This is a genomic window from Herbidospora daliensis, from assembly GCF_001570585.1.
Taxonomy (GTDB): Bacteria; Actinomycetota; Actinomycetes; order Streptosporangiales; family Streptosporangiaceae; genus Herbidospora; species Herbidospora daliensis.
In genome coordinates this window covers 487,978-513,530 of record NZ_BBXF01000001.1, presented here as the reverse complement: position 1 = coordinate 513,530, position 25,553 = coordinate 487,978, and the positions used below count along the sequence as shown (strand labels likewise).

Here is a 25,553-nt window from a genome sequence, read left to right as displayed (position 1 = left end):
CTACTGTTCCCCACCATGGGTCACTCGCACGGACCGGCCGCCCCCGCCGACCGCCGAACCGTCTGGGCCATGGTGGCCGTCATCGTGCCGCTGGCGGTCGCCACGCTCGTCGCGCTCGTCGTCCTGTGGCCGGGTGACCTGAAGAAGGGGCCGCAGGAGCCGCGGCTCCCCGAGACCGTCGGGACGATCAGCGCGATCTCGGGGGAGTCGGCCACCGTCGAGTTCTCGCTGTTCGACCGGGTCACCGCGATGGTGCCGACCGCGCCCGGGTCGGCGACGTTCGCCGTGGGTGACGAGGTGGTCGTGCTCGACCTGCAGGACGGCACCTACGCCGTCTCCGACCACGACCGCTCGACGCCGTTGTGGGTGTTCGGGGCGGCGTTCGCGCTGGCGGTGGTCGCCTTCGGGCGCTGGCGGGGGCTGACCGCGCTGGCCGGGCTCGCGATCACGTTCGGGCTGCTGCTCACGTTCGTGCTCCCGGCCATCCTGGCCGGGCGGCCGCCGCTGCTGATCGCCGTCGTCGGCTCGGCGGCGATCATGTTGATCGTCCTGTACGTCACCCACGGCGTCACCGTGCCCACCTCGGTGGCCGTGATCGGCACCCTGGTGAGCCTCGGCCTCACGGGGGTGCTCGCGCTGGCGGCCATCGAGTGGGCCCACCTGACCGGCGTGACCGACGACACCAGCTTCCTGCTGGGCACCAGCCTCCAGATCAACACCCAGGGGCTGCTGCTGGCCAGCGTCATCATCGGCTCGCTCGGCGTGCTCGACGACGTCACGGTCACCCAGAGCGCCACGGTCGCCGAACTCGCCCACGCCAACCCGGGATACACGGCCCGGCAGCTCTACCGGGCCGCCTCCCGGGTCGGGCGGGCGCACATCGCCTCGGTCATCAACACGATCGTGCTCGCGTACGCCGGCGCGTCGCTCCCGCTGCTGCTGCTCATCAGCGTCGGGAACGAGCCCCTGGGCGAGGTGCTGGCCGGGCCGGTGGTGGCCCAGGAACTGGTCCGGAGCATCGTGGGCACGATCGGGCTGATCGCGGCGGTGCCGATCACGACGGCGCTGGCCGCGCTGACCTGCCGGAGGCGGGCCCGTTCGGCCGGGGACGTGCCCGAACGGACCCACGACCTGGTGACCGGCTAGGCGCGGCGCAGGTAGTAGCCGTACGACCAGCCGGTCGTGCCGTGCTTGGTGGTCACCTTGACCCAGCCCTTCTCACGGACCGGGGACCCCTGGACGGTCGCCTTCCACTTGAGCTTGCCGACCACCCGATGGCCCAGGCCCGGCCCCGACCGGACGTTGAGGTGGCTGCCCTTGCGGACGTGCTGGACCCGGTACTTCACCGAGGTCCCGGCCGCCACGACCGTCAGGTAGCCGAACGCGCTCGGGTATGTCTGGCCCTGGCAGGCGACGGAGATCGAGTAGGTGCCCGGCTTGGTGCCCGACCAGACGGTGGCCGTGCCGGTCGCCCGCACCCCGTTGGGCAGCAGCGTGACGCTGCGGCCCCAGGCCGGGGAGTAGGCGTAACCGGGCCGGTTGGGGCAGGCCCTGGTGCGGAGCCGGACGGTCTGCCCGGCGTGGACGGTGGAGGGGGCGGAGGTCACCGCCACGCCGGAGGACGCGGCGGGGGACGCGGTGCTCGCCCCGGCCGGGAGGGCCAGGCAGAGCACGGTCGCGGTGGCGAGGGCGGCGGGCTTGACGAGATCCATGATCTCACTCCTTACGTACTTGGCAGGCTTTTGACCTGCTGTTACTACCAAGAGTAATCGCTTGATTACATATTGTGAATACCTTGGCGCAGATCTGGTTGCCAACCGCCGGTGAGGCGCACGTAGCGTGGGAAGTGCCGGGACGTTGAAGGAGGATCGATTCCAGACTAACTTTGTAGGAAAAGTGGAGGTTAGTGTGACTCTGCCCGGCTTCCTGGTCATCGGGGCTCCCAAGGCCGCCACGACCGCCCTGCACGCCGCGCTCAACGCCCATCCGGACCTGCATATGTCGCCGGTGAAGGAGCCGAAGTTCTTCCTCTCCGACGGCCCGCCGCCGGAGAGGGGCGGCCCCGGCGACGCCGAGACCTACCGGGAGCACGTCTGGCGGCGCGACGACTACGAGGCCCTGTTCCGGCCCGGCTACCTGAACGGCGAGTCGACCCCGTTCTACCTGTACGACCGGGACGCCCACCGGCGCATCAAGGCGCTCATCCCCGAGGTGCGGCTCATCGTGGTCGTCCGCGACCCGGTCGAACGGGCCCACTCGAACTGGACCCACCTGTGGTCGGCGGGGCTGGAGCCCGTCGGCGACGTCGTGGAGGCGTGCGCCCGGGAACCCGAGCGGATCAGGGCCGGATGGGCCCCCTTCTGGCACTACGTCGGCCTGGGTAAGTACGGCGAACAGCTGCGCGACCTCTACGACCTGTTCACCGAGGAGCAGGTGCTCGTCTTCCGCTACCGCGACCTGCTCGACCGGCCGGGGGAGACGCTCGACCGCATCTGCGGGCATCTGGGCGTGCGGACCGGGCTGATCTCCGAGGTGCCCCGGGAGAACGTGACCGTGCACCCGCAGGAGACGGTCCTGCACCAGGTGTTGTCACAGGTGGTGCGGGTCGGCGACCGGCTCGGCGGGCAGGTGCTGACCGCGCCGCTCGCCCGGGTGCTCCAGCGCGACGGCAAGGCCCGGCGGCCCCTGACGTGGGAGCAGCGGCAGGAGCTCATCGCCTACTTCACCGACGACGTCAAGCTGCTGGAAGAGGTCACCGGGGAGGACTTCTCCGACTGGATCGGCCCGCGCGACCGCTCGGGCGGCCAGGTCGGCCACCGGCCCGAGGGCCAGGGGCAGGCGCGCAACGGCCGCCCCAGATAGCTCGTCGCGGCGGGCCGGTCGAGCGGTGGCCGGCGCCGGGTGCGGCGCCCGGCCGGGGCGGGCGTCGGCGCCGGGGTGGGCGGAGCCGTAACGGAGAAAGAGTCTTGACCGGCGGCCCGGGTTCCGTCAGAGGAGTTCGGTGCGCAGGTCGTGGGCGCCGTCGGGGCGGGTCCACTCGTAGAAGATGCGGGTGCCGCCGCCCGGCAGGTCGAGGATGTCGAGGTAGCGCAGGCCGCCGTGGGGCGACTGGGCGTGGGGGTGGTCGCCAACGGCCGTCAGGGTCGACGGGTCGGGGCCGGTGGCGACGCCGGTGCGCTCCTCGTAGTTCTCGGCCGCGCTGGCCCGGCCGTCGTAGTAGGCGAGCACGCCGTCGTCGGTGAAGCGGACCGCCGAGATGCGCACGCCCCGGCTGTCCCAGGCGCCGGGGCGGCGGTCGAGGGCGGTGCCGTGCCACGACCAGTCGCGGCCGTCGGGGCTGGTCGCGTAGTCGGTGACCATCTGGTCGGCCTCCTCGGGGACCTCCAGCGGGTGGCAGGACGCCCACAGGTGCCACTGGCCGCCGTGGTGGACGATCACCGGGTCTTTGACGCCCGTCTTGAGGTCGCCGGGCAGCACCACGCGGGCGCTCGCCGGGTCGAGGTCTTCGGGGGCGGCCGCCTCCAGCAGCTCCACCCGCCAGTGCTTGGTGCCGTAGGTCGCGCAGCTCAGGTAGAGCCGCCAGCCGCCCTCGGGGGTCAGCACGAGCGTCGGGCGCTCCAGCGACTCGGTCCGCATCTGGTCCTTGGTGATCGTGAGCACCGGCTCGAAGCGCTCGCCGTCGTCGGAGCGGGCGATCTGGATCGCGTAGCCGCGGCCTTCGCCAATGGGACGGCGGAGCCGGTAGGCCAGGTAGATCGTGCCGTCGGGCGTCACCACGCTGCTCGGCGCGCCGGCCCAGAAACCGGGGCCGTCTCCGGGCGGGGGGATCGCCACGACGGAGCGCTGAGGCTGGGGGAGGAACATTCCGGAGTCTCCAAGGATCACACGTCGACGATAGACAGCCAGGTGGACGGGTCAAAGGGGCTTTGCCTGCTCATGGACTCGGCAAACCCTACCCTTTTACTAGGTTTATAGGCCGGTGACATTCCTCTGAACCCTCTCGGGAAGGCCCGCGTATCTCCGCCCGTAAGGGAGCTTCGCGAACCTCCGCACCTTAGGTCATGAACCGAGAAGGCCCTCGAAGGAGACCACCAGATGCGTTCACGCGTCGCCGTGCTCACCGCCGGGACGCTCGTTCTGAGCACCCCCCTGAGCATTCCCGCCAGCGCCCAGACGGCCCCACAGGCCAAGCCCGCCACCGTCAAGGTTAGCAAGACGACCACGTCGACCAACCGGTTCGCCCAGGTCAACCTGGTCTCGGACGTGCCCGGCAAGGCCCCCGTCACCGACCCCAAGCTGGTGAACCCCTGGGGCCTGGCGATGGGCAAGACGTTGTGGGTCTCGGGCGCCGGCACCGGTGTCGCGACCGTCTACTCCGGCAACGCCAAGAAGGAGCAGACCGAGGTCGCCATTCCGGGCGGCACGCCGACCGGACAGGTCGTCAACATGTCGCAGGACGAGTTCCTGATCAAGGACAAGCCCGCGACCTTCATCTTCGCCAGCCCCTCGGGCGCGATCACGGCGTGGAACGCCGAGGTCAACCCGAAGAACGCGATCATCGCGGCGTTCACGAAGAACGCCGACTACAAGGGCCTGGCGGTGATGAACACCAACCGGGGCGCCTTCCTGCTGGCCCCCTCATTCTCGCACGGCAAGATCCACGTGTACGACAGCGAGTTCGACCGGGTGCGGCTGTCCCGCTCGCAGTTCCGCGACCCGCGCATGCCCAGCGACTACGCGCCGTTCAACGTCGAGGTCGTCGGTAACGTGATCATGGTCGCGTACGCCAAGCGCGACGCCACCACCGGCAAGGCCGTGCCCGGCCGGGGCAACGGCTTCGTCTCCCGCTTCTCCGCCAACGGGCGCTTCCTCGGCCGCTTCGCCAACCGCGGCGCGCTGAACGCCCCCTGGGCGATGATCCGCGCCCCGCGTGGATTCGGCGCCTTGGCCGGGGCCGTTCTGGTGGGTAACTTCGGAGATGGGCTGGTCAACGCCTACAACGCCCGCACCGGACGCTACCTCGGGCCGCTGCGGCAGACCAACGGTCAGGCGATCCAGCTCGAGGGTCTGTGGGATCTGGAGCCGGGCACTGCGGCGAACGGCGGAGAGAACTCTGTATGGTTCGCGGCGGGTATCGACAAGGCGCAGCACGGCCTCCTGGGCGTGTTGAGGCCGTCGGACGCCGGGCCGCTGCCCGGCGCGGCGTCGACGCCGGCGCCTTCGGCGCCTGCGGCGGCGACGCCCAAGCCGTCGGCGGCCACCACGCCGACGTCGTCAGCGGGCGGCAGTTACGGTTACTGAGCTGCCCGGAAGGATAGGAGCGGCGCATGGACAAGAACGTTTTGGGCACGGCTGACATCGGAGTGACCGGCCTTGCGGTTATGGGCCGGAACCTCGCGAGGAACCTGGCCCACCACGGATACGTCGTCGCGGTGCACAACCGCACCGAGAGCAAGACCCAGGAGCTCGTCGAGAACCACGCCGGAGAGGGCGCGTTCGTCGCGACGGGCACGACGGCGGAGTTCGTGGCGTCGCTCACGAAACCCCGCAAGGCGATCATCATGGTGAAGGCCGGTCCGTCGACCGACGCCGTGATCGAGGACCTGGCGGCCCACATGGAGCCCGGCGACATGATCGTCGACGGCGGGAACGCCCTCTTCACCGACACCCGGCGGCGCGAGGCGGCGCTCAAGGAGCGCGGGATCCACTTCGTCGGCACCGGCATCTCCGGCGGTGAGGAAGGCGCCCTCAACGGGCCCAGCATCATGCCGGGCGGGTCGCCGGAGGCCTACAAGTCCCTCGGGCCGATCCTGGAGGACATCGCGGCCAAGGTCGACGGGGTGCCCTGCTGCACCCACGTCGGCGCCGACGGCGCGGGCCACTTCGTGAAGATGGTCCACAACGGCATCGAATACTCCGACATGCAGCTCATCGCGGAGGCCTACGACCTGCTCCGGCAGGCCCTCGGCCGCTCCCCGGGCGAGCTGGCGGAGATCTTCACCGAGTGGAACCGGGGCGACCTCGAGTCCTACCTGATCGAGATCACCGCCGAGGTGCTCGGCCACGTCGACGCCAAGACGGGCCGTCCGTTCGTGGACGTCGTCGCCGACCGCGCCGAGCAGAAGGGCACCGGCCGCTGGACGGTCCAGAACGCCCTCGAACTCGGGGTGCCGGTCACCGGCATCGCCGAGGCGGTGTTCGCGCGCGGCCTGTCGGGCGACGTCACCCGCCGCCAGGCGGCCCGCGACCTCGAGGGCCCGATCGGGTCGGCGCCGAACTACTCGCTGGTCGACGACGTCCGGCAGGCCCTGCTCGCCTCGAAGATCGTGGCGTACGCCCAGGGCTTCGACCAGATGGCCGCCGCCTCCAAGGAGTTCGGCTGGAACATCAACCTCGGCGACATGGCCACGATCTGGCGCGGCGGCTGCATCATCCGGGCCCGGTTCCTCGACCGGATCCGCGACGCCTACGCCAAGGACCCGGGGCTGCCGACGCTGCTGGCCTCGCCGTCCTTCAGCGAGGCGCTGGCCGAGGCGCAGGGCGCCTGGCGCCGGGTCGTCTCCACGGCCGCCTCGATCGGGGTCCCGACTCCCGGGTTCTCCTCGGCGCTGGCCTACTACGACGGCCTGCGCCGCGACCGCCTCCCGGCGGCGCTGATCCAGGGCCTGCGCGACTACTTCGGCGCCCACACCTACAACCGGGTCGACCGCGAAGGGGTCTACCACACCGACTGGAGCGGCGACCGCGCCGAGCACCAGGAGAAGTAGGACGCGCGGGGCGCCGGTGTCCTGACCACCGGCCCCCCGCACCCCCGTCCCGGAGGGCAGGGTGACATGGGCGGCGCGCGCCGGCGTCACCGTGGCCCCGGGCGACGGCGTGGGGGCCGGTGCGTCATTCCCACCGGCCCCCACACGCCATTCAGGCTTTGAAGACTGTGCCGGTAAGTGAGACGGCGCTACCGCCGCCCCCGCCCGGCGTGATCCAATGCGCGGGTGCCGGGCCCGTCATCGAAGTTCTTCCAGCAAGTCCCGGAAGACGACCGGCAGCTCCTTGACCTGACCTGCGGAGAATCGGTCAAGCTTGCCGGTGAAGGCGAGCTCGTAGTCGTCCCCGCGCGGGGTCGCGGTCAGCATCAGGTCGAGCGCCGCGTCGTCGACCTCGTGGTCCCAGACGCGCGCCTCCAGGCCCTGCCAGACGGGCGCGGGCTTCGGGTCGTCGCGGTGGATGAACGACGTCTGGAACACCGGATGCACGCCCGGGATCCGGGCCACCCCCGCCCGCGAGACCAGGGTGTCGAAGGGGATCTCGTTGGCCAGCGCCCCCGCCGCGGCCTCCCTGACCTTGGTGAGCAGCGCGGGGAACCCCTGCCCTGCGGGCAGCGCGAGGCGCAGCGGCACCATGTTCACGAACGTGCCGACGACCGATTCGAGCTCTCTGCGGGTGCGCGAGGCCGAGACGATCCCGGTGACCAGGTCGCGCCGGCCGGTCATCCGCTGGAGCAGCGTCAGATAGGCGGCGCAGAGCGCCACGAACGGCGTCGTCGGGCCCTCGCCCAGCCGCCGCAGCCGGTCGACGGTCTCCCGGCCGACCCTGATCGCGGCGGTCGCGCCGGCCCTCCCGCCCTGGGAGCCGGCGGTGCCGGTGAAGAGCGGGCCCGGGGCGCCGCCGAGCAGGTCGCGCCAGTAGGGGAGGCGTTCCTCGATCCGCGTCTCGGCGCGCCTGACCGACCAGGCGGCGTAGTCGGCGTACTGGATCGGCAGGTCGGGCAGCGCCAGGCCCGAGTAGAGCGCGGCGAGGTCGTCGGCCACCACGCCCAGCGAGCCGCCGTCGGCGGCGATGTGGTGGCAGACCAGGAACAGCCGGTGCTCGCCGGGGCCGACCCGGAACACCGTCAGCCGCAGCAGCGGGCCCTGCCCGAGCGCGAACCGCTCGCCGCTCCGCGCGAGGGCCAGGTCGAGCGCCGCCTGCTCCGGATGGGGCAGGTCGCCGGCGTCGAGGTACTCCAGGGGCGCCGGCAGCGCGCCGTGGACGACCTGCTCGGGGGCTTCGGTGTACGTGGTCCGGAACACCTCGTGCCGTCGGATCAGCGCCGTGAACGCCCCGGCCAGCCGGGCGAGGTCGAGTTCCCCCGAGAGGGCCACGCCCAGCGTGACGTTGGGGGCGGCGGCCGGGTCGGACTGCTGGGCCAGCCAGATGCGGCGCTGCTCGTGGGAGCACGGGAGCGGGCCGCCGTCCCGCGGAACCGGGGTGACCCCCTGCGGGGCGGCCTTGCGCGCCAGCAGCTTGGCCACGAGGGCGCGGCGCTTGTCGGCCTGTTCGGGCACTGTCATCCCGCGATTGTCGCCGAAGTCCTTGATCGCGGAGAAGTCCTGTTTCATCCCTGGGAGATGGCTGCATGATCGAAACCACCCTGACGAACGTCCCGGCCTTCCTGGACCTCTTCGAGGCCCACGCAGAAGCGTCGCCCGGCCGGGTCGCGGTGGTGTGCGGGGACCGCACGCTGACCTACGGCGACCTCGACGCCGCCGCCCGCGGCGTGGCCCGCCGCCTCGCCGACGCCGGAGTCGGACCGGGCGACCTCGTCGCCCTCTATGTCGACAGATCGGCTGAAATGGTGGCCGCGTTACTCGGCGTCCTGAAAGCCGGAGCGGCCTACTTACCCCTCGATCCGGGCTACCCCGCCGCCCGGATCGCGATGATCCTGGAGGACTCCGGGGCTGCGGCCGCCTTGACCAGGCCGCATCTCCGCGACAGCCTCCCCGGCTTCCGGGGGCCGGTGATCGACGTCGACGGCGCGAGCGGTGACGTCGGCGGACGCCGGGACGCGCGCGCCTACGTCCTCTACACCTCCGGCTCGACCGGCCGCCCCAAGGGCGTCGTCATCTCGCACCGGGCCCTGCTCAACTTCCTGACCGGCATGCGCGAGCTCCTCGGCGCCGGGCCCGACGACGTGTGGCTGGCCCTCACGTCGCTCTCGTTCGACATCTCCGGCCTGGAGCTCTACCTGCCCCTGGTGACCGGCGGCCGGATGGTGGTCGCCGACGCCGAGACCGCCCGCGACGGCGCGCGCCTGCGCGACCTCGTCGAGCGCGAGGGCGTCACCCACGTCCAGGCGACCCCCTCGGGCTGGCGGGTGCTGCTCGACGCCGGGTTCGCCGGGAACGTCACCGGCCTGGTCGGCGGCGAGGCCCTGCCGCTCGGGCTGGCCCGGCGGCTGGCCGCCCGGTGCGCCCGGCTGGTGAACGTCTACGGCCCGACCGAGACGACCATCTGGTCCACCGCGTGGGAGGTGCCGAAGAACCCCGCGCACGTCAGCATCGGCACGCCGATCCTGAACACGACCGTCCACGTGCTCGACGACGACGGGCGGCCGGTGGAGGAGGGCGAGCTCTACATCGGCGGGCTCGGCGTCGCCGACGGCTACCTCGGCCGGCCCGCGCTGACCGCCGAGCGCTTCCTGCCGACCGCCGGGGGAGAGCGCCTCTACCGGACCGGCGACCTGGTCCGCCGCCGCGCCGACGGCGGGCTCGACTTCCTCGGCCGCGCCGACACCCAGGTCAAGCTCCGCGGCCACCGCATCGAGCTGGGCGAGATCGAGACCGTGCTGGAGGAGCTCGACGGCGTCGCCCAGGCCGTGGTGGCCGTGCACGGCGAGGTGCTGGTGGCCTACGTCGTCGGCGACCACGGCGATCTTTTGAGCGCTCTGAGAGAGCGTTTGCCCGCGTACATGATCCCGTCGGTCGTGATCCCGCTCGACGCGCTGCCGCTCACCCCCAACGGCAAGGTCGACCGGCTCGCCCTCCCGGCGCCCGCCCGGAGCGCGGGGGAGATCGTGCCCCGTACCGCGACCGAACGGGTCGTCGCCGAGGCGTTCGCCGAGGTGCTCGGGCTCGACCGGGTCGGCGCGGAGGCCGACTTCTTCGCGGTCGGCGGGCACTCCCTGCTGGCCACCAAGGTCACCGCGCGGCTGACGCGGCGGCTCGGGGTGGAGATCCCCGTCAGGGAGCTGTTCGGCGCGCCCACGGTCGAGGCGCTGGCGGCGGTGCTCGACGGGCTCGACACCGTGTCGGTGCCGCTGGAGCCCCGGCCCGCCGGGTCGCCGGTGCTGCTGTCGCCCGCGCAGGAACGGCTCTGGTTCCTGCACCGCTTCGACCCCGGCGACGCCTCGTGGAACCTCCACCTGACCCGCCGCCTGCGCGGCCCCCTCGACCCCGATGCGCTCGAACACGCCCTCCAGAGGGCCGTCGACCGGCACGAGGCGCTGCGCACCCGCTTCCCCGACGCCGACGGGCGGCCGGTCGCGGTCGTCGAGGACCGGTTCCCGCTGCCGCTCGAACGGCTGACCGCCGCGACCGAGGAGGAGGCCAGGGCGCTGCTGTCGGCGCGCGTCAACGCCCCGTTCGACCTGGCCGCCGCGCCGCCCGTGCGGGCCGCGCTGGTGCGGCTCGGCGGCGAGCACGTGCTCTGCGTGGTCTTCCACGGCATCGCCGGCGACGAGTGGTCGCTCGACGTCCTCGCCGACGACCTGGCCGACGACCGTGAGCCGGTGCTGCTCCAGCACGGCGACGTGGTGGCCTGGCAGCGCGGCCGGGAGGCGGCCGGGCTCGGGGCCGACGCGCTGGCCCGCTGGCGCGACCGGCTCGCCGACCTGCCGGTGCTCAACCTGCCCGCCGACCGTCCCCGCCCCGCCGTCGCGGCCAGAAGAGGCGCGCGGGTACGTACGGAGCTCCCGATCCCCCCGCTCGAAACGCTCGCCCAGCGCCAGGGCACCACCCTGTTCACCGTGCTGCTGGCCGCCTACCAGGCGGTGCTGTCGGCGGAGACCGGCCTGCACGACTTCGCCGTCGGCGCGCCGACCGGCGGGCGCGGCCGGGTCGAGCTGGAGCCCGTGTTCGGCCGCCTCGGCAACACGCTGGTGCTGCGCGCCGACCTCTCGGGCGACCCGACGTTCGCCGGGCTGCTCGCGCGGGCGCGGGCGACCGTGCTGGCCGCGATGGCCGACGAGGAGGTGCCGGTCGAACGGCTGCTCGCCGAACTCGACCTCGGCCGCGACCTCGGGCAGGCGCCGCTGTTCCAGACCGTGCTCAACCTCGACACCCTGCCCGACGGCCTCGGCGAGGTGTTCCCGCTCGACCACGTCCCGGCCCGCTACGACCTCACCGTCGACGCCTGGCGCTCCGGCGACACCCTCGCCCTCGACCTCACCTACGACTCGGCCCTGTTCGACGCGGGCCGGATCGAGGCGCTGGCCGCCCGGCTGACCACGCTGCTGGCGGCCGTGGTGGCGAGCCCCGACGAGCCGCTGTCCGGCCTGCTGTTCCCCGGGGTCACCCTCGGCGGGGCGGCCTGGCGGGCCGAGGGACTGGCGGCCCCGCCGCGTGTCGAGGCCGTTCCGGTCGCCCGCACCCACCGCGCGCCCGAGACCCCCGCCGAACGCCGCATCGCGCGCGTCTTCGGCGAGGTCGTCGGCGTCGGCGACGTCGGGGCCGACGACGACTTCTTCGCCCTCGGCGGCCGGTCGCTGCTGGCCCCCCGCGCGGCGGCGTTGTTGTCGAAGGCGTTCGGCGTGCCGGTCCCGGTGCGGGCCCTGTTCGCCCACCCGACCGTCGCCGGGCTGGCCGCCGCCATCGGCGCCGACCCCGGCGTGGTGCCGCTGGAACCCCGCGAGCCCGGCACCCCCGTGCCGCTGTCGGCGGCGCAGGAACGCCTGTGGTTCATGGACCACTTCACCCCCGGCGACGCCTCCAGCAACATGTACCTGGCCCGCCGCCTCCACGGCCCCCTCGACCTGGCCCGGTTCGCCGACGCCTACCGCGCCCTGGTCGACCGGCACGAGTCGCTGCGCACCCGCTTCCCCGCCGACGACGGCCGCCCGACGCTGGTCGTCGACCCGCCCGGCGGGGGAACCATCGAGTGGATCGCGCTGCCCGAGGACGCCGTCGCCGACTTCTGCGCCGAACTCGTCACCACCCCGTTCGACCTGGCGGCGGCTCCCCCCGTCAGGGCGACGCTGGTGCAGATCAGCCCCGACGACCACGTGCTCTGCGTCGCGATGAACCACATCATCGCCGACGGCTACTCGGTCAACGTGATGATCACGGAGCTGGCCGCCCTGTACGACGGCGCCGACCTCCCCCCGCTGCCCGTCCAGGCTGGCGACGTGTCGCTCTGGCAACTCCGGCGGGAGGCCCTCGACGAGGGCGCGGCGGCGCTCGCGCACTGGAAGGAGCGGCTGGCCGGCGTACCGGCCCTGGAACTCCCCCTCGACCGCCCGCGCCCCCTCGACGGCGCGCGGATCGGCGGGGAGCTGAGCGTGCCGGCCCCCGCCGACCTGGTCGCGCGCCTGGAGGCGATCGGCCGCGACAGCGGCACGACGCTGTTCATGGTCCTGCTCGCCGCCTACCAGGCGGTGTTGTCACGGCACACCGGCCAGCACGACTTCGCGGTCGGCTCCCCGACGGCCGCCCGCGAACGCGTCGAACTCGAATCGGTGATCGGCTACCTTGCGCACACCCTGGTCCTGCGGGCCGACCTGAGCGGCGACCCCGGCTTCGACGAACTGCTCCGCCGCACGTGGGCGACCCTCGTCGACGCCCTGGCCCACCAGGACGTGCCGGTCGAACGCATCAAGTCGGTGCTCGGCGTGCGCCGCGACCTCGGCCAGACGGCCCTGTTCCAGACCATGCTGATCCTGCACAGCCACACCTCGGAGGGCAACCTCCCGGAGACCTTCGGAGGGCTGCGCCACGAGCCCTACGACGCCGGGGCCATCAAGACCCCCTTCGACCTGACCCTGACGGTCTGGCCGGTCGACGGCGGCCTGACCCTCGTCTTCGACTACGACCTGGCCATCCTCGACACCACGACGGTCCAGCGCTTCGCCGAACGTTTCCTGTCCTGCCTTTACGAGATCGCCGCCGACCCGACCGCCCCGCTGTCGGCCCTGACCATGCGCACCTCCGAGGACGACGCGGCCCTGGCCGAATGGGGCCCCGGCCCCGACCTCCCGCTCCCCTCCGGCACGCTGCTCGACCTGATCACCCCGAGCGACCGCGTGGCCGTGGACGACCTCACCTACCGGGATCTCCTCATGGCCGCCGACACCCTGGCCGCCGAGTTGAGGGCCCTCGGTGTCGGCCGCGGCGACGTGGTCGCGATCCTCGCCGAGCGGTCGGCACGGGCGTTGACGGGCATGCTCGCGGTCATGAAGGCGGGCGCGGCCTACCTGCCCCTCGACCCGGCCTACCCGGAGGCCCGCATCGCCTTCGTCCTGGCCGACGCCCAACCCAAAGCCATACTCGCCGACCGCGAACCAAAGGGAAGCGGAGCTCTTCCCGTCATCCGCCTGGACAGTCCCGAAATTTCGGGCGGCGCGAACGATGGCGGGCATGTCGGCACGCGCGACATCCCCTCGGCCCCGGGTCACGAAATATCGGGCGGCGCGAACCTTGGCGGGCATACCGCCGGGCCGCTGCTGGAAGACCCCGCTTATGTGCTCTACACCTCCGGTTCGACCGGGAAGCCGAAGGGGGTGGTGGTTCCCCATCGGGCCTTGCTGAACTTCCTCGTCTCCATGCGGGAGCTGCTCGGGTCCACGCCCGATGACGTCTGGCTGGCGTTGACCTCGCTGTCGTTCGACATCTCCGGGCTGGAGCTCTACCTGCCGCTCGTCACCGGCGGGCGGATCGTGGTCGCCGATCCGGCCATCGCGCTCGACGGGCCGGCGCTGGCGCGGCGGATCTCCGAGGGCGGGGTGACCCACGTCCAGGCCACGCCCTCCGGGTGGCGGGTGCTGCTGGAGGGCGAGCTGCCCCGTGTCACCGCGCTCGTCGGCGGGGAGGCGCTGCCCGCCGGGCTGGCCGCGGAGCTGAAGGGCCGGACCGGGCGGCTCGTGAACGTCTACGGGCCGACCGAGACCACCATCTGGTCGACCGCGTGGGAGGTGCCCGACGATCCGGGGGAGATCTCGATCGGGCGGCCGATCGGCAACACGACCGTGGCCGTCGTCGACGCGGGGCTGAACCCCGTCCCGCCGAGGGCCCCGGGTGAGCTCGTCATCGGGGGGCTCGGGGTGGCCGACGGGTATCTGCGGCGGCCCGAGCTGACGGCCGAACGGTTCGTCGGCGGCGTCTACCGCACCGGTGACCTGGTGCGCTGGAACTGGGACGGCACGCTGGAGTTCCTGGGCCGCAACGACGACCAGGTCAAGCTGCGCGGGCACCGGATCGAGCTCGGCGAGGTCGAGTCGGCGCTGGAGTCGCTCGACGGCGTCGCCAGGGCCGCCGTGGCGGTCAAGGGCGACGTGCTGGTCGCCTACGTCGTGGGGAGCACCGACCACCTGCGGGAGCGGCTCATCGAGCGGCTGCCCGCCAGTTACGTGCCCCACGTGTTCGTGCCGCTCGACGCGCTGCCGCTGACCCCGAACGGCAAGCTCGACCGGCTCGCGCTGCCCGAACCCGAACCGCTCCGGCAGGAGACGTTCGTGGCGCCCCGCACCGACGCCGAGGCGCTGGTCGCCGACGTGTGGAGCGAACTGCTGGGCGTCGAGGGCATCGGCGCGTTCGACGACTTCTTCCAGCTCGGCGGGCATTCGCTGCTCGCCATCCGGGTCGCGGCCCGGTTGGAGAGCACGGTCGGCGTCTCGGTGCCGATCCGCACCCTGTTCACGCACACCACCGTCGAGACCCTCGGCCAAGCGGTCGAGGACCTGCTGCTGGCCGAGCTCGGCGACCTGTCCGACGAAGAGGCGCTCGCCCTGCTGGAGGAGTCATGACCCAGGATCTCTCGGCGGCCAAGCGGGCCCTCATCCAGCAGCGGCTGCGCCGCCGCACCGCCAAGGCCGTCATCGCCCCCCGCGAGCCGGGGGTCGTGCCGCCGCTGTCGCACGCGCAGGAGCGGTTGTGGTTCCTGGAGCAGTACCGCCCCGGCACCACCGCCTACACCGTCCCGTTCTCGGCCTGGCTGGAGGGCGAGGTCGCCGACGACGCCGTGCGCGACGCGCTGGCGCAGGTGACGGCCCGGCACGAGACGCTGCGCACCCGGTTCACCACCACCGACGACGGCCTGCCGGAACTCGTCATCGACGACGAGACCCCGGTCGACCTGACCGTGCGTGAGGCCGCCGACGCCGAGGAGGCCCGGCGGCTGATCTCAGAGGACCTGAACCGGCCGTTCGACCTGGCCACGGGGCCGCTGCTGCGGGCCACGCTCGTGCACGTCTCCGAACGCGAGCACGTGCTCCAGCTGGCCGCCCACCACGCCGTCACCGACGGCTGGTCGGGCGACGTGCTGCTGGGCGACATCCTGACCCTGCTCGCCGGGAAGGAGCTGCCGCCGCTGCCGGTGCAGTACGGCGACTACGCCCTCTGGCAGCGCGGCCGGGTCTTCCAGGCCGACGTCGACTACTGGCGCGACCGGCTGGCCCACCTGCCGCCGCTCGACCTTCCCGCCGACCTGCCCCGGCCGCCGGAGCAGAGCGCCAACGGCGCCGAGCACCAGTTCCAGCTCGACGGGGAACTGGTGGCCGCGCTGACCGAGCTCGGGAACGCGCGCGGGGCGACGCCGTACATGACCTTCCTGGCGGCGTTGCAGGTGCTGCTCGGCCGCTGGTCGGGGCAGGACGACTTCGCCGTCGGCAGCCCCGTCAGCGGGCGCGGCCAGCCGGAGCTCGACGGGCTGGTCGGCATGTTCGTCAACACCCTGGCGATGCGGGCCGACCTCGACGGCGACCCGTCGTTCACCGACCTGCTCGACCGGGTGAAGGACGGCGCGCTCGACGCCTTCTCCCACCAGGAGCTCCCGTTCGACCAGCTCGTCAACGAGCTGAACGTCGAGCGCGACGTCAGCCGGACGCCCATCTTCCAGGTGATGTTCGCGCTGCAGAACTTCCAGACCGGATCGGGCAGCGCCGAGGGCGTCAGGGTCGGCGGGTTCTCCGCCGACGTGACCGCCGCCCGGTTCGACCTGGCGCTCTACCTGTACGAGGGCCTCGACGGCATGGGCGCCTCGTTCATCTACTGCACCGACCTGTTCAAGCCGTCGACCGTGCGGCGGATGGCCGAGTCGTTCGGGACGCTGCTGCGCTCGATCGCGGCCGACCCGTCGGCCCGGATCTCCACGCTCGACCTGGTGCCCGCGCACGAGGCGGCCGCGACCCTGGCGTTCGGCGAGTCGGCCGAGCCGCGGCTTCTCGACGCCACGCTGCTGCACCACACCGTGCGGGTCTCCGACGCCCCGGCCGTGGTGTTCGGCGACGACACCCTCACCTACCGGGAGCTCGACCGGCAGGCCAACCACCTGGCCGCGCGGCTCGTCGAGCACGGGGTGCGCCCCGGCGACCGGGTCGCGGTCTGCCTGGAGCAGTCGGCCGAGATCGCGGTGGCGATCCTGGGCGTGCTGAAGTCGGGGGCGGCCTATGTGCCGGTCGACCCCGAGCTGCCGGCGGCGCGGATGGCGTACATGATCGAAGACGCCGGGATCGCCGTCGCGGTGACCACCCCCGAGCTGCGGCCCGACGGGGTCACCGGGATCTATCTCGACGGCGGCGGAGCCGACGAGGCGCCCGCGACCTCGGTCACGCCCGACGACCTGGCCTACGTCATCTACACGTCCGGGACGACCGGGCGGCCGAAGGGCGTGGCGGTGCAGCACCGGGAGGTGCTGGTCTACCTGGCCGGGGTGCGCGAGCGGTTCGCGGTCGAGCCCGGCTCGGAGTTCGCGCTGCTCCAGTCGCTCGCCTTCGACTTCGGCATCACCGTCTTCTACCTGTCGCTGCTGACGGGCGGCTGCCTGCACCTACTGCCGCCGAAGACCGCCGCCCCCGACCTGGCGGGATATTTCCGGCTCTATCCGCCCGACTACCTCAAGATCACGCCCTCCCACCTGGCCGCCCTCCTCGCCGAGGCCGACCCGGCGGAGCTGCTGCCGCGCAAGTTGCTCATCCTGGGCGGCGAGGCGGCCCCGGCCGAGTGGGCGGCCGGGCTGACCCGGCACGTCCGGGTCGTCAACCACTACGGCCCCACCGAGGCCACGGTCGGCGTGACCACCCACGAGGTCGGCGACGAGAAGGGCCTGCTGCCCATCGGCAGGCCGCTGCCGGGCGCGACCGTGCGGCTGCTCGACGCCGACGGCCGGCCGGTCCCCATCGGCATGCCCGGGGAGATCTGCCTCGGCGGCGCGCGGCTGGCCCGCGGCTACCTCGGCCGCCCCGCGCTGACCGCGGAGAAATTCACCCCCGATCCGTACGGCCCTCCCGGCGCCCGCCTCTACAAGACCGGCGACCTGGGGAGATGGCTGGAGTCGGGCGAGCTCCAGTTCCTCGGCCGCCGCGACCTCCAGGTCAAGGTGCGCGGCTACCGCGTCGAACTCGGCGAGATCGAGACCCTGCTCGGCACCTACGAGGGCGTCGCCCAGGCGGTCGTCGAACTGCGCGACCAGCGCCTGGTGGCCTACCTGGCCGGGGTCGGCGACACCGCCGCGCTGCGCGCCTGGCTGAAGGACCGCCTGCCCGACTACATGGTCCCGGCCCGGTACGTCTGGCTCGACCGCCTCCCGCTGAAGTCCCACGGCAAGGTCGACCGGGCCGCGCTGCCCGACCCGGCGGCGGTGGCCGAGCCGACCGGCGCGTTCACCGACCCGGAGACCGAACTGGAGGATCTCGTCGCCGGGATCTGGGCCGCCGTGCTGAACCTGGAGCGGGTCAGCGTCACCGACGACTTCTTCGACCTCGGCGGCCACTCGCTGCTGGCCATGCAGGTCGTCGCCCGGCTGCGCAAGGCCGGGCACGTCGCCACCCTGCTCGACCTGTTCAAGCACCCGACCGTGCGCGACCTGGCCCGGCTGCTCGACCCGTCGACCGAGAAGGCGGCCGCCGGCCTGCTGCACCGCCTCACCCCGTCGCGCCCGGCCCGCGCCACGGTCGTCTGCGCCCCCTACGGCGGCGGCAGCGCGATCATCTACAAGCCGCTGGCCGACGCGCTGCCCGACGACTGGGCCCTGTACTCCCTGGCCGTACCGGGCAACGAACTCGGCGAACAGCCCCGCCCCATGGACGAGGTCGCCAAGGAGTACGCCGACGAGATCCTCGCCAAGGTCACCGGCCCGATCGTGCTGTACGGCCACTGCGGCCTCGGCGGCATGATCAGCATCGAGGCGGCCCGCCACCTGGAGGCCGCCGGACGCGCCCCCGAGGCCGTCTACCTGGGCGGCGCCTTCCCCTTCGCCCGCCCGAAGGGCCCCTTCGCCCGGATCGGCCAGTGGCTGGAGGAGCTGGGCGGCGACCAGGGCCGCATCAACGCCCTGAGCGCCGCCGGCCTGGACGTCGCCGAGTTCGACCAGGAGGAGCTCAAGCTCATCGTGGCCAACCGCAGGTCGGGCACCCGGGAGGCCGAGGCGTACTTCACCGAGGTCTTCGAGAAGGAGCTGCCGCCGCTGTCGGCCCCGGTCATCGCGGTGGTGGGGGAGCGCGACCCCGCGATGGAGTACTACCAGGAACGGTTCCGCGAATGGCACTGCGTGGCCGACACCACCGCCTGCGTGGTGCTCGACGAGGCCGCCCACTACTTCGTGAAGTACCGCAACGAGGAACTGGCCACCATCGTCACCCACACCCACCGCGCCATCGAGGAGGGCTCGTCCGAGAGCCTGACCAGGCGGACGGGCGAGGAGACCTGGTGGCTGGAGGGCCTGTCGACGGCCGGCGCCGCCGGTGACGGGGAGCCGCGCCCCGACGTCCACGTCGGGCCGAAGCCGGGCATGAAGCGCTTCGCCGCGCTGGCCGCCGGGCAGCTCGTCTCCATCACCGGGACCGCGCTGACCGAGTTCGCGCTGCCGCTGTGGATCTACATGACCACCGGCTCGCTGGTGAACTTCGCGCTGTTCTCGGTGCTGGCGCTGGTCCCCGGCATGCTCGCCGCGCCGCTCGCGGGCACCGTCGTCGACCGGTTCGACCGGCGCAGGGTCATCCTGTTCAGCGACATCGCGGCGGGCGGCACCCAGCTCGCGCTCGGCGTGCTCGTGTGGACCGGCAACCTGATGGTCTGGCACGTCTACCCGCTGCTGGTGCTGCTCTCGCTGGCGCTCACCTTCCAGCGCGTCGCCTGGGCGGCGGCGGTGCCGCAGATCGTGCCGAAACGGTTCCTCGGGCACGCCAACGGGCTCATGGGCATGGTCGGCGGCCTGGCCAACCTGGTGCCGCCGCTGGCGGCGGCCGGGCTGATGTCGGTCGTCGGGCTCGGCGGCATCCTGATCATCGACGTGGTCAGCTACACGGTCGCCATCCTCACGGTGCTGATCGTCCGGTTCCCCAAGACGATGGGCTGGCGGCGGCGCGAGCCGCTGCTCACCGAGCTGGTCAACGGCCTGAAGTTCACCTGGGGCAACCGCGGCATCCGCAGCATGCTGCTCTTCTTCGCCGTGGTGAACCTGTTCATGTCGCCGCTGTTCCTGCTGGTCTCGCCGCTGGTGCTGAGCTTCGGCGACCTCCAGGACGTCGGCCGGGTCACCTTCGCGGGCGGCCTGGGCGTGTTCGTCGGCGGCCTGCTCATGACCATCTGGGGCGGCCCGCGCCGGCGCCGCCTGCGGGGTCAGCTCTGGTCGACGGTGGCGCTGTCGGCGGGCGCGGTCGTGGTGGGGGCGCAGGAGAACCTGGTCGTGATCGCGGCCGGGGTGTTCGGCATGTTCTTCTCGCTGACCGTCCTGAACGGCATCTACAACACGATCATCCAGGTCAAGGTGCCGCAGCGGTTCCACGGCCGGGTGTTCGCGCTGAACCAGGTGATCGCCTTCTCCACCCTGCCGCTCGGCTACGGCTTGGTCGCCCCCTACGGCACCGCCCTGCTGGAACCCCTCATGGTCGAGGGCGGCCTGCTGGCCGGCTCGGTCGGGCTCGTCATCGGCACCGGCGAGGGCCGCGGGATCGCGCTGATGTACGTCCTGTTCGCGCTCGTCATGGCGACGGCCGTGCTGGTGTCCCGGTTCATCAGGCAGCTCTGGTACTTCGACGACCGGGTGCCCGACGCCCTCCCCGATGACCTCATCGGCCAGGAGATGCTGAAGGGGGCCGGACGGACCGGCCCCCTCGCGGTCAGGGGTCAGCAGTAGCCGAGCATCGAGTTCAGGGCCGTCTTCTCCGCCGACTGGAGCTTCAGTGAGTACTTGTACTTCACGGCGATCCACGACTTGGCGTAGGTGCAGTAGAAGGCGGTCCTGGACGGCTTCCACGCCGCCGGGTCCTTGTCGCCCTTCGACTGGTTGACGTTGTCGGTCACGGCCCAGAGCTGCGGGCTCGACAGGTCGTTGGCGAACTGCTCACGGCGGCTGGTGGTCCAGGCGTTCGCGCCGGACTTCCACGCCTCCGACAGCGGCACCATGTGGTCGATGTCGACGTCGGCCGCGTTGCTCCAGGTGGCGCCGTCGTACGGCGAGTACCAGCTGCCGGAGGTCGCGGCGCAGGAGGAGTTCACGACGACGCCGCTGCCGTCGCGCTTGAGCACCTGCTCCCGGGTGTTGCACGCCCCGGAGACGGTGCTCCAGTGCGGGAACAGGTCCCGGTTGTAGGAGCCGGCGTTGGCCTCGTTCGCCACGGTCAGCGCGTTGAGCTGGCTGACGGCGGTGGCGTGGGAGGGGATGCCGGGAGGGGTGGCGGAGGCGGGGGTGGCGAGCAGGGCGAGGGTGGCGATCGAGGCCACGCCTAAGGACAGGGCACGCCGCACGGGAACTCCTTGAGGGGTTGTGAACCTTGTCAAGGAGGATGCTCACACCGCTGACAAAATCGTGAAATATCAGGCTTTGACTACCGGGCTGGTCCGTCTTCGTGGATACGCGCTGGGGACAAGTCGGACATAAACCCCAGTTCACCGCCCGTCCGCCGTGCCGTCACCGCAACACCCGCAGATCCACCGGCCGGGTGTCCCGGTACGCCGACTCGACGATCAGCTCCTCGACCCCGCGCATCAGCGTCACCATCCGGTCGCGCGGGAACCGGCACGTGTCGGCCGTCAGGCCGATCGCCAGGGTCCCGGACTGGCGGGTGACCACGAAGCAGAAGTCGCAGTTGAAGTGGGCCACCCCCGGCAGCCACTCCACCTCGGCCGGGCACGGGCCGTCGGTCGGCACCTGCGCGGCCGTGCGCTGCTCCACCGGCCGCACGTCGTTGAAGCAGCACGACGGGTAGACGCGCACGTCCCGGTCGGCGCTCACCTTCTCCACCATCGCGTCCCAGGCGCGCTGGTCGTACTGGGCGTGGCGGTAGGAGCGCATCGCGTCGGAGTGGGACTGCTCCAGGGTCTTGGCCAGCGGCGCTAGGGGGTCGCTCCGCAGCGTGAACAGGCCGAGCTGGGTCAGGGTGGCGACCAGGTTGCGGGTGGCCGGCCGGTAGCGGTTGTGCACGATCGGGGTGATCGCGCAGACGTCGTGCCCCAGCAGCGGGCCGAGCAGCACGGTCACCGCGGTCATCAGCACCGTCGCGGTGCTGACGTGATGGCGGGTGGCCACCACCGCGACCGCGTCCTCCAGGGCGTGCGACCGCAGCAGCGCCCGGCTCCAGCGCGGCTCGGCCGGCGGGCCGACCACCTGGGGGAACATGGCCGGCGGGATACGCCGGTAGCCCTTCTCCCAGTGGGCCAGCGCGGCCTCCGAGCGGTAGCGGCCGACGCCCGACTCCTCCTCGGTCACCAGGTCGAGCAGCTGCTGCGACGGCTGGACGGGGAAGCTCCCGCGCAGCAGCAGGTTGCGCAGCTCGCGGGCGACCAGGTCGGCGGCGTAGTCGTCGGCGGCCAGGTGGCACAGCACGAACACCACGTGCCGGACCATGCCGTCGACGACCACCAGGCCGAACCGCGACGGCCACTCGTCGCCGGGCGCGAACGCCGTGCGGCCCAGGTCGGCCAGCAGCACCTCGGCGACCTCGTCGGCCTCCTCGTCGGCGCACTCGGCCAGCCGGATCGGCAGCGCGCCCGCGCCGTGGACCACCTGGAAGGGCTCGCCGTCCTCGTCGACGTGGGTGCGGGCCCTGAGGGCCTCGTGCCGGACGGTCAGCGCGGCGACGGCCGCGACCACGTCGTCGAGCGGGAACGGGCCGCGTCCCCGGGCGAAGGGGATCAGCCGGCCGATGTTGAAGAAGTGGGCGTTGGCCGGTCCGGCCTGCTGGACGGCGTCCCAGATGGCGCGCTGCCCCCAGGCCAGCCGCGCCCTGCCTTCGCGTCCCCCCGCGAACTGTGCTCTCACTGCGTACTCCAGAACAGCCCGGCGCGGGCCCGTGCGGGCCCGCGCCGGTCGATGGTCAGCCCGCCGGGAACAGCGTGCCGTAGTCGGCCAGGGCCATGGCGATGTCGGCCTGGGCCCAGAACCGGTGATAGGTGAACGTCGGCACGGCTCCGCCGTCCAGGTATGCCTGGACCTTGGACCATTCCGGGTCCTGCAGGTAGAAGGATCGGATGCCGAGGAACGACTTGCCCGGGACGATCGTGTCGCCGTTGGGCATGACGCCGCTGAAGCCGGAGGGGATGTAGACCCCCTGGCCCGTCGACGCGTTGTAGACGTCGTCGAAGCGCTGGTAGTCGGCGCGCGGCTCGGGGATCGCGATGCCCTTGCTGGTCTTCGACAGCAGCAGGCGGTCGATCAGCCCCTTGGCCGTGGCCTTCGCCGAGTTGCCCAGGGTCGAGCCGTTCTCCTTGGCGGCGTACCAGATCAGCGTCCGGGCCAGGGAGGCCGCGACGCCGACGTCGGTGCCGGTGTTGCGGATGGACACGTGCAGGCCGGGGTTGTCGGCCGGGGTGCCGGACGTGCTGCTGAAGCTCGCCGACGGGGCGCCCGACCAGTCCATCTCGTTCGGGATGGCGAAGGTCGCGCCGCTGCCCAGGGTCGTGTTCGCCACGGCCCACGGGACCCACTTGTCGAGCACCGACTTGGCCATCGTGTTGCCGGTCACGTAGTAGAGCTCCGCGAGGCGCTGCATGCCCCAGGCCTGGAAACCGAACCACTGGTTGGAGGGCGGGTCGTGGTAGACGGGGTCGACGTCGTACGTCTGGCCGAAGAACTGCGGCAGGTTGCTCGGCCGGGACGCGTAGGCGCCGTCCCACGAGTTGGTCGCGCCGCCGGCGATGCCGCCCTCGGCCGACTGGAGCCACTTGTAGAACTGCACCTGGCGGGTGAGCGAGGTGCCCCAGTCGGTCGCCGCCGTCGGCGACTGCGGGCGCAGCGCGCTCGGGCCGGCCGAGCTGAGCACCCAGGCCGCGAGCGGGTTCTGGTAGCCGCCGTGGTTGTGGCTGGAGCCGATCCGCCACGCCCACGTGCCGTCCATGGCGCCGCCCCAGGCGAAGTACCAGTTCAGCAGGTACGCCGAGCTGCTCTTGCCCGAACCGGCGGTGCAGGTCGGCGACGCGCAGCCGGGGTTCTTGAAGTACTTGTCGTACATCGCGTAGCGCAGGTAGTCGCCGAGCTTGCCGGCCTTGGTGAGGGTCGAGGAGATCTGCGACTGGTTGCCCTGCTCGGTCGCCCAGATCAGCGCCCAGTAGGCGGCCTGGACGGCGCGGGCGTCGGCGTCGGGGGCGTTGGTGTAACGCCACTGCGGGGCCGCGGTGCCCTGGATGAACAGCGGCTGGAAGCCGCCGCCGCTCTGGCCGTACCGCTGCGTCTCGCACGACGGGTGCGGGATGGTCTCGAACACCGACTCCTGCGGGCCGCGCTGGTAGGTGTTGATGTAGGTGACCCGCTTGGTGTTGTCGCCGCACTCGCTGAGGCTGCTGCCGCGGCCGGTGCCGAAGCCGTAGACGTCGTCGACGTCGATCAGCCAGTGCATGGCGTACATGGTGCGGTTGCCGTAGGTCGACTGGAGCTCGTTGGCCAGCGGGTCCTGACCCGCGACGACGCTCGTCGAGAGCGGCGACGGGTACTGGTTCGGCTGGTTGAACTCGGGCGCGTAGTCGGCCGGGTCAGCGGGGTTGTACGCCGTCTGCCCGCCCGGCTGCCCCGCCGTCGACGGGATGATGTACTGCTCCATCAGCGACCACGAGGCGTTGAACGGCGCCCAGTTGCGGGTCACGCGGCCGTACTGCGCCTCCAGCCAGATCAGGTAGGAGAACGCCTCCGACGTGGTCTCGTGGCCGTGGTCGGGCGCCTCGACGAGCAGCGTCTCCACCGAGTGGTAGGGGATGCCCTCCGGCGACAGGTAGCCCGAGGCGCTCGACTTGAGCTTGTTGTACTGCGTCTGGAACTCGGTGATGTACGCGTTGCTGGTGTTCTCGTCGTCGGCCTCCGTCGCCGTGACGGCCACCGAGGACAGGCCGCTGGACGCCACGGTGAAGGTGCGCGAGCCGTTCGTGCTGTCGCTGTCCTGCGCCGCGCTCAGCGTCACGTTCTGCGCGGTCGCGTAGTTCGACGGCGTGAACGTCAGCGAGGTGCCGGCGGTCGCGGTCAGGTCGGCGTCGCCGCTGGAGCTCGCCGTCGTGGTCACGGTGACGTTCGAGGAGGGCGCGATGGCCAGCCGCACCCCGAAGATCGCGGTGTTGCCCTCGGGGACCTGCAGCGCGGTCGGTGAGACGATCAGCGACTGGGTGGTGCCCGGGTCGTCGTCGACCTCGTTCGCGGTGACGCTCACGCTGGTCAGGCCGCTGGAGGCGACCGCGATCGTGCGGGAGCCGTTGGTGCTGTCGGAGTCCTGCGCGGCGGCCAGCGTCACCGTCTGGGCGGTGGCCCAGTTCGACGAGGTGAACGTCAGGCTCGACCCGGAGCTCACGGTCAGGCTGGTGTCGCCCGAACCGGCCGTCGAGGTCACCGTGACGTTCGACGAGGGCTGCGCCTGGAGCCGCACCGAGTAGGTCGCGGTGCCGCCCTCGGGCACGCTCACCGTCGTCGGGGTCACCAGGAGCGCCTGCGGGCTCGGCGAGGGCGACGGCGACGGCGAGGGGTTCGGGCCGTTGCAGACCGTGCCGTTCAGCGAGAACGTCGACGGGTTGGTGTTGGTGCCGGAGTACTGGCCGTTGAAGCCGACCCCGACGTTCGCGCCGGTGCCCAGGCTCTGCGCCCACGACGGGGCGACGACCGTCACGTTCGAGCCCGACTGCGACCAGGTGCCGTTCCAGCCCTGCTGCACCGTCTGGTTGCCCGGCCAGGTGTAGGTCAGGCGCCACGGGCTGACCGCGTCGCCGAGGTTCTGGATGGAGATGTTGGCGCCGAAGCCGGAACCGTTGTCCCACTGCTTGGCGTAGGTCACCTGGCACGCGATGGCGGCGCTGGCGGGGAGGGTCGGGAAGGTGGCGAGCGCGACGGCCGCCGCCACCGCGGCGAACACGGCCGTGGCGCGGAACCGCCACGACCGCGGCCGGAGTCTGGGTGGGGGTCTCATAGCAGGTCATCTCCAGGGGGGTGGGCGGATCTCAATGTGGGCGCGTTTCCGTTCGGCGTACAGGGTGTTTCGGGAACGTGACGACCCGAGGTCAACCGACGTGGGACGGCGTACGGAGAGTGGTGAAACGTTCAAAGCGAGACGCGGACGGCCGAAGGGCGGCTTGTGTGCACGTGCACACGGGGTTATGCTCAAATGCAGAAGTACTCAG

The 25,553-nt window shown here is 72.1% G+C and carries 12 protein-coding genes; 6 read left to right on the top strand and 6 right to left on the bottom strand.

Annotation, left to right across the window (positions count from 1 at the left end):
- Positions 1 to 15 precede the first annotated feature (15 nt).
- Positions 16 to 1,146 (top strand): YibE/F family protein, encoded by a 1,131-nt coding sequence (locus AW274_RS01895; protein WP_062428698.1) that lies wholly within the window; start codon positions 16 to 18, stop codon positions 1,144 to 1,146.
- On the opposite strand, the gene AW274_RS01890 is transcribed toward AW274_RS01895, so the two are convergent.
- A complete protein-coding gene (locus AW274_RS01890) occupies positions 1,143 to 1,712 on the bottom strand; it encodes an SH3 domain-containing protein (RefSeq protein WP_062428696.1) in 570 nt (189 codons plus the stop codon). The two genes, AW274_RS01895 and AW274_RS01890, sit on opposite strands and share 4 nt — an antisense overlap.
- A 196-nt stretch (positions 1,713 to 1,908) precedes the next feature.
- Here AW274_RS01890 and AW274_RS01885 point away from each other — a divergent pair, with 196 nt between their 5' ends.
- Complete coding sequence (locus tag AW274_RS01885) at positions 1,909 to 2,862, top strand: sulfotransferase (RefSeq protein WP_062428694.1); 954 nt, start codon at positions 1,909 to 1,911, stop codon at positions 2,860 to 2,862.
- 126 nt (positions 2,863 to 2,988) lie between these two features.
- On the opposite strand, the gene AW274_RS01880 is transcribed toward AW274_RS01885, so the two are convergent.
- A complete protein-coding gene (locus tag AW274_RS01880) occupies positions 2,989 to 3,885 on the bottom strand; it encodes a hypothetical protein (RefSeq protein ID WP_232319939.1) in 897 nt (298 codons plus the stop codon).
- Positions 3,886 to 4,095: 210 nt separating this feature from the next.
- On the opposite strand from AW274_RS01880, the gene AW274_RS01875 reads away from it, so the two are divergent.
- Positions 4,096 to 5,301: a TIGR03118 family protein gene (locus AW274_RS01875; RefSeq protein ID WP_062428690.1), complete on the top strand. Its 1,206-nt coding sequence runs from the start codon at positions 4,096 to 4,098 to the stop codon at positions 5,299 to 5,301.
- A gap of 41 nt (positions 5,302 to 5,342) precedes the next feature.
- A complete protein-coding gene (gnd, locus tag AW274_RS01870; RefSeq protein WP_198169037.1) occupies positions 5,343 to 6,767 on the top strand; it encodes an NADP-dependent phosphogluconate dehydrogenase in 1,425 nt (474 codons plus the stop codon).
- A 237-nt stretch (positions 6,768 to 7,004) separates the two neighbouring features.
- Here the strand turns inward: gnd and AW274_RS01865 are convergent, their stop codons facing one another.
- Entirely contained in the window at positions 7,005 to 8,330 is a 1,326-nt protein-coding gene (locus tag AW274_RS01865; protein ID WP_198168980.1) for a condensation domain-containing protein, read from the bottom strand.
- A gap of 65 nt (positions 8,331 to 8,395) precedes the next feature.
- Between AW274_RS01865 and AW274_RS01860 the strand changes: the two genes are divergently transcribed.
- Both AW274_RS01860 and AW274_RS01855 read left to right on the top strand, forming a co-directional pair.
- Positions 8,396 to 14,773, top strand: a complete 6,378-nt coding sequence (locus AW274_RS01860; protein ID WP_062428684.1) for a non-ribosomal peptide synthetase — start codon at positions 8,396 to 8,398, stop codon at positions 14,771 to 14,773.
- A complete protein-coding gene (locus AW274_RS01855; protein ID WP_062428682.1) occupies positions 14,770 to 20,100 on the top strand; it encodes a non-ribosomal peptide synthetase/MFS transporter in 5,331 nt (1,776 codons plus the stop codon). The genes AW274_RS01860 and AW274_RS01855 overlap by 4 nt, the downstream gene beginning before the upstream one ends.
- Here AW274_RS01855 and AW274_RS01850 read toward each other — a convergent pair.
- The 3 genes from AW274_RS01850 to AW274_RS01840 form a co-directional block, all read right to left on the bottom strand.
- A complete protein-coding gene (locus tag AW274_RS01850; protein ID WP_062428680.1) occupies positions 20,091 to 20,711 on the bottom strand; it encodes an HNH endonuclease family protein in 621 nt (206 codons plus the stop codon). The two genes, AW274_RS01855 and AW274_RS01850, sit on opposite strands and share 10 nt — an antisense overlap.
- 163 nt (positions 20,712 to 20,874) lie before the next feature.
- Entirely contained in the window at positions 20,875 to 22,224 is a 1,350-nt protein-coding gene (locus AW274_RS01845) for a condensation domain-containing protein (protein ID WP_062428679.1), read from the bottom strand.
- Between the two features lie 55 nt (positions 22,225 to 22,279).
- Positions 22,280 to 25,342 (bottom strand): glycoside hydrolase family 48 protein, encoded by a 3,063-nt coding sequence (locus AW274_RS01840; protein ID WP_062428677.1) that lies wholly within the window; start codon positions 25,340 to 25,342, stop codon positions 22,280 to 22,282.
- Positions 25,343 to 25,553 lie beyond the last annotated feature (211 nt).

Coding starts and splice junctions, on each gene's coding strand:
- AW274_RS01875 (WP_062428690.1), top strand. CDS start 4,096: ATGCGTTCACGCGTCGCCGTGCTCACCGCCGGGACGCTCGTTCTGAGC.
- AW274_RS01895 (WP_062428698.1), top strand. CDS start 16: ATGGGTCACTCGCACGGACCGGCCGCCCCCGCCGACCGCCGAACCGTC.
- AW274_RS01865 (WP_198168980.1), bottom strand. CDS start 8,330: ATGACAGTGCCCGAACAGGCCGACAAGCGCCGCGCCCTCGTGGCCAAG.
- AW274_RS01855 (WP_062428682.1), top strand. CDS start 14,770: ATGACCCAGGATCTCTCGGCGGCCAAGCGGGCCCTCATCCAGCAGCGG.
- AW274_RS01840 (WP_062428677.1), bottom strand. CDS start 25,342: ATGAGACCCCCACCCAGACTCCGGCCGCGGTCGTGGCGGTTCCGCGCC.
- AW274_RS01860 (WP_062428684.1), top strand. CDS start 8,396: ATGATCGAAACCACCCTGACGAACGTCCCGGCCTTCCTGGACCTCTTC.
- AW274_RS01890 (WP_062428696.1), bottom strand. CDS start 1,712: ATGGATCTCGTCAAGCCCGCCGCCCTCGCCACCGCGACCGTGCTCTGC.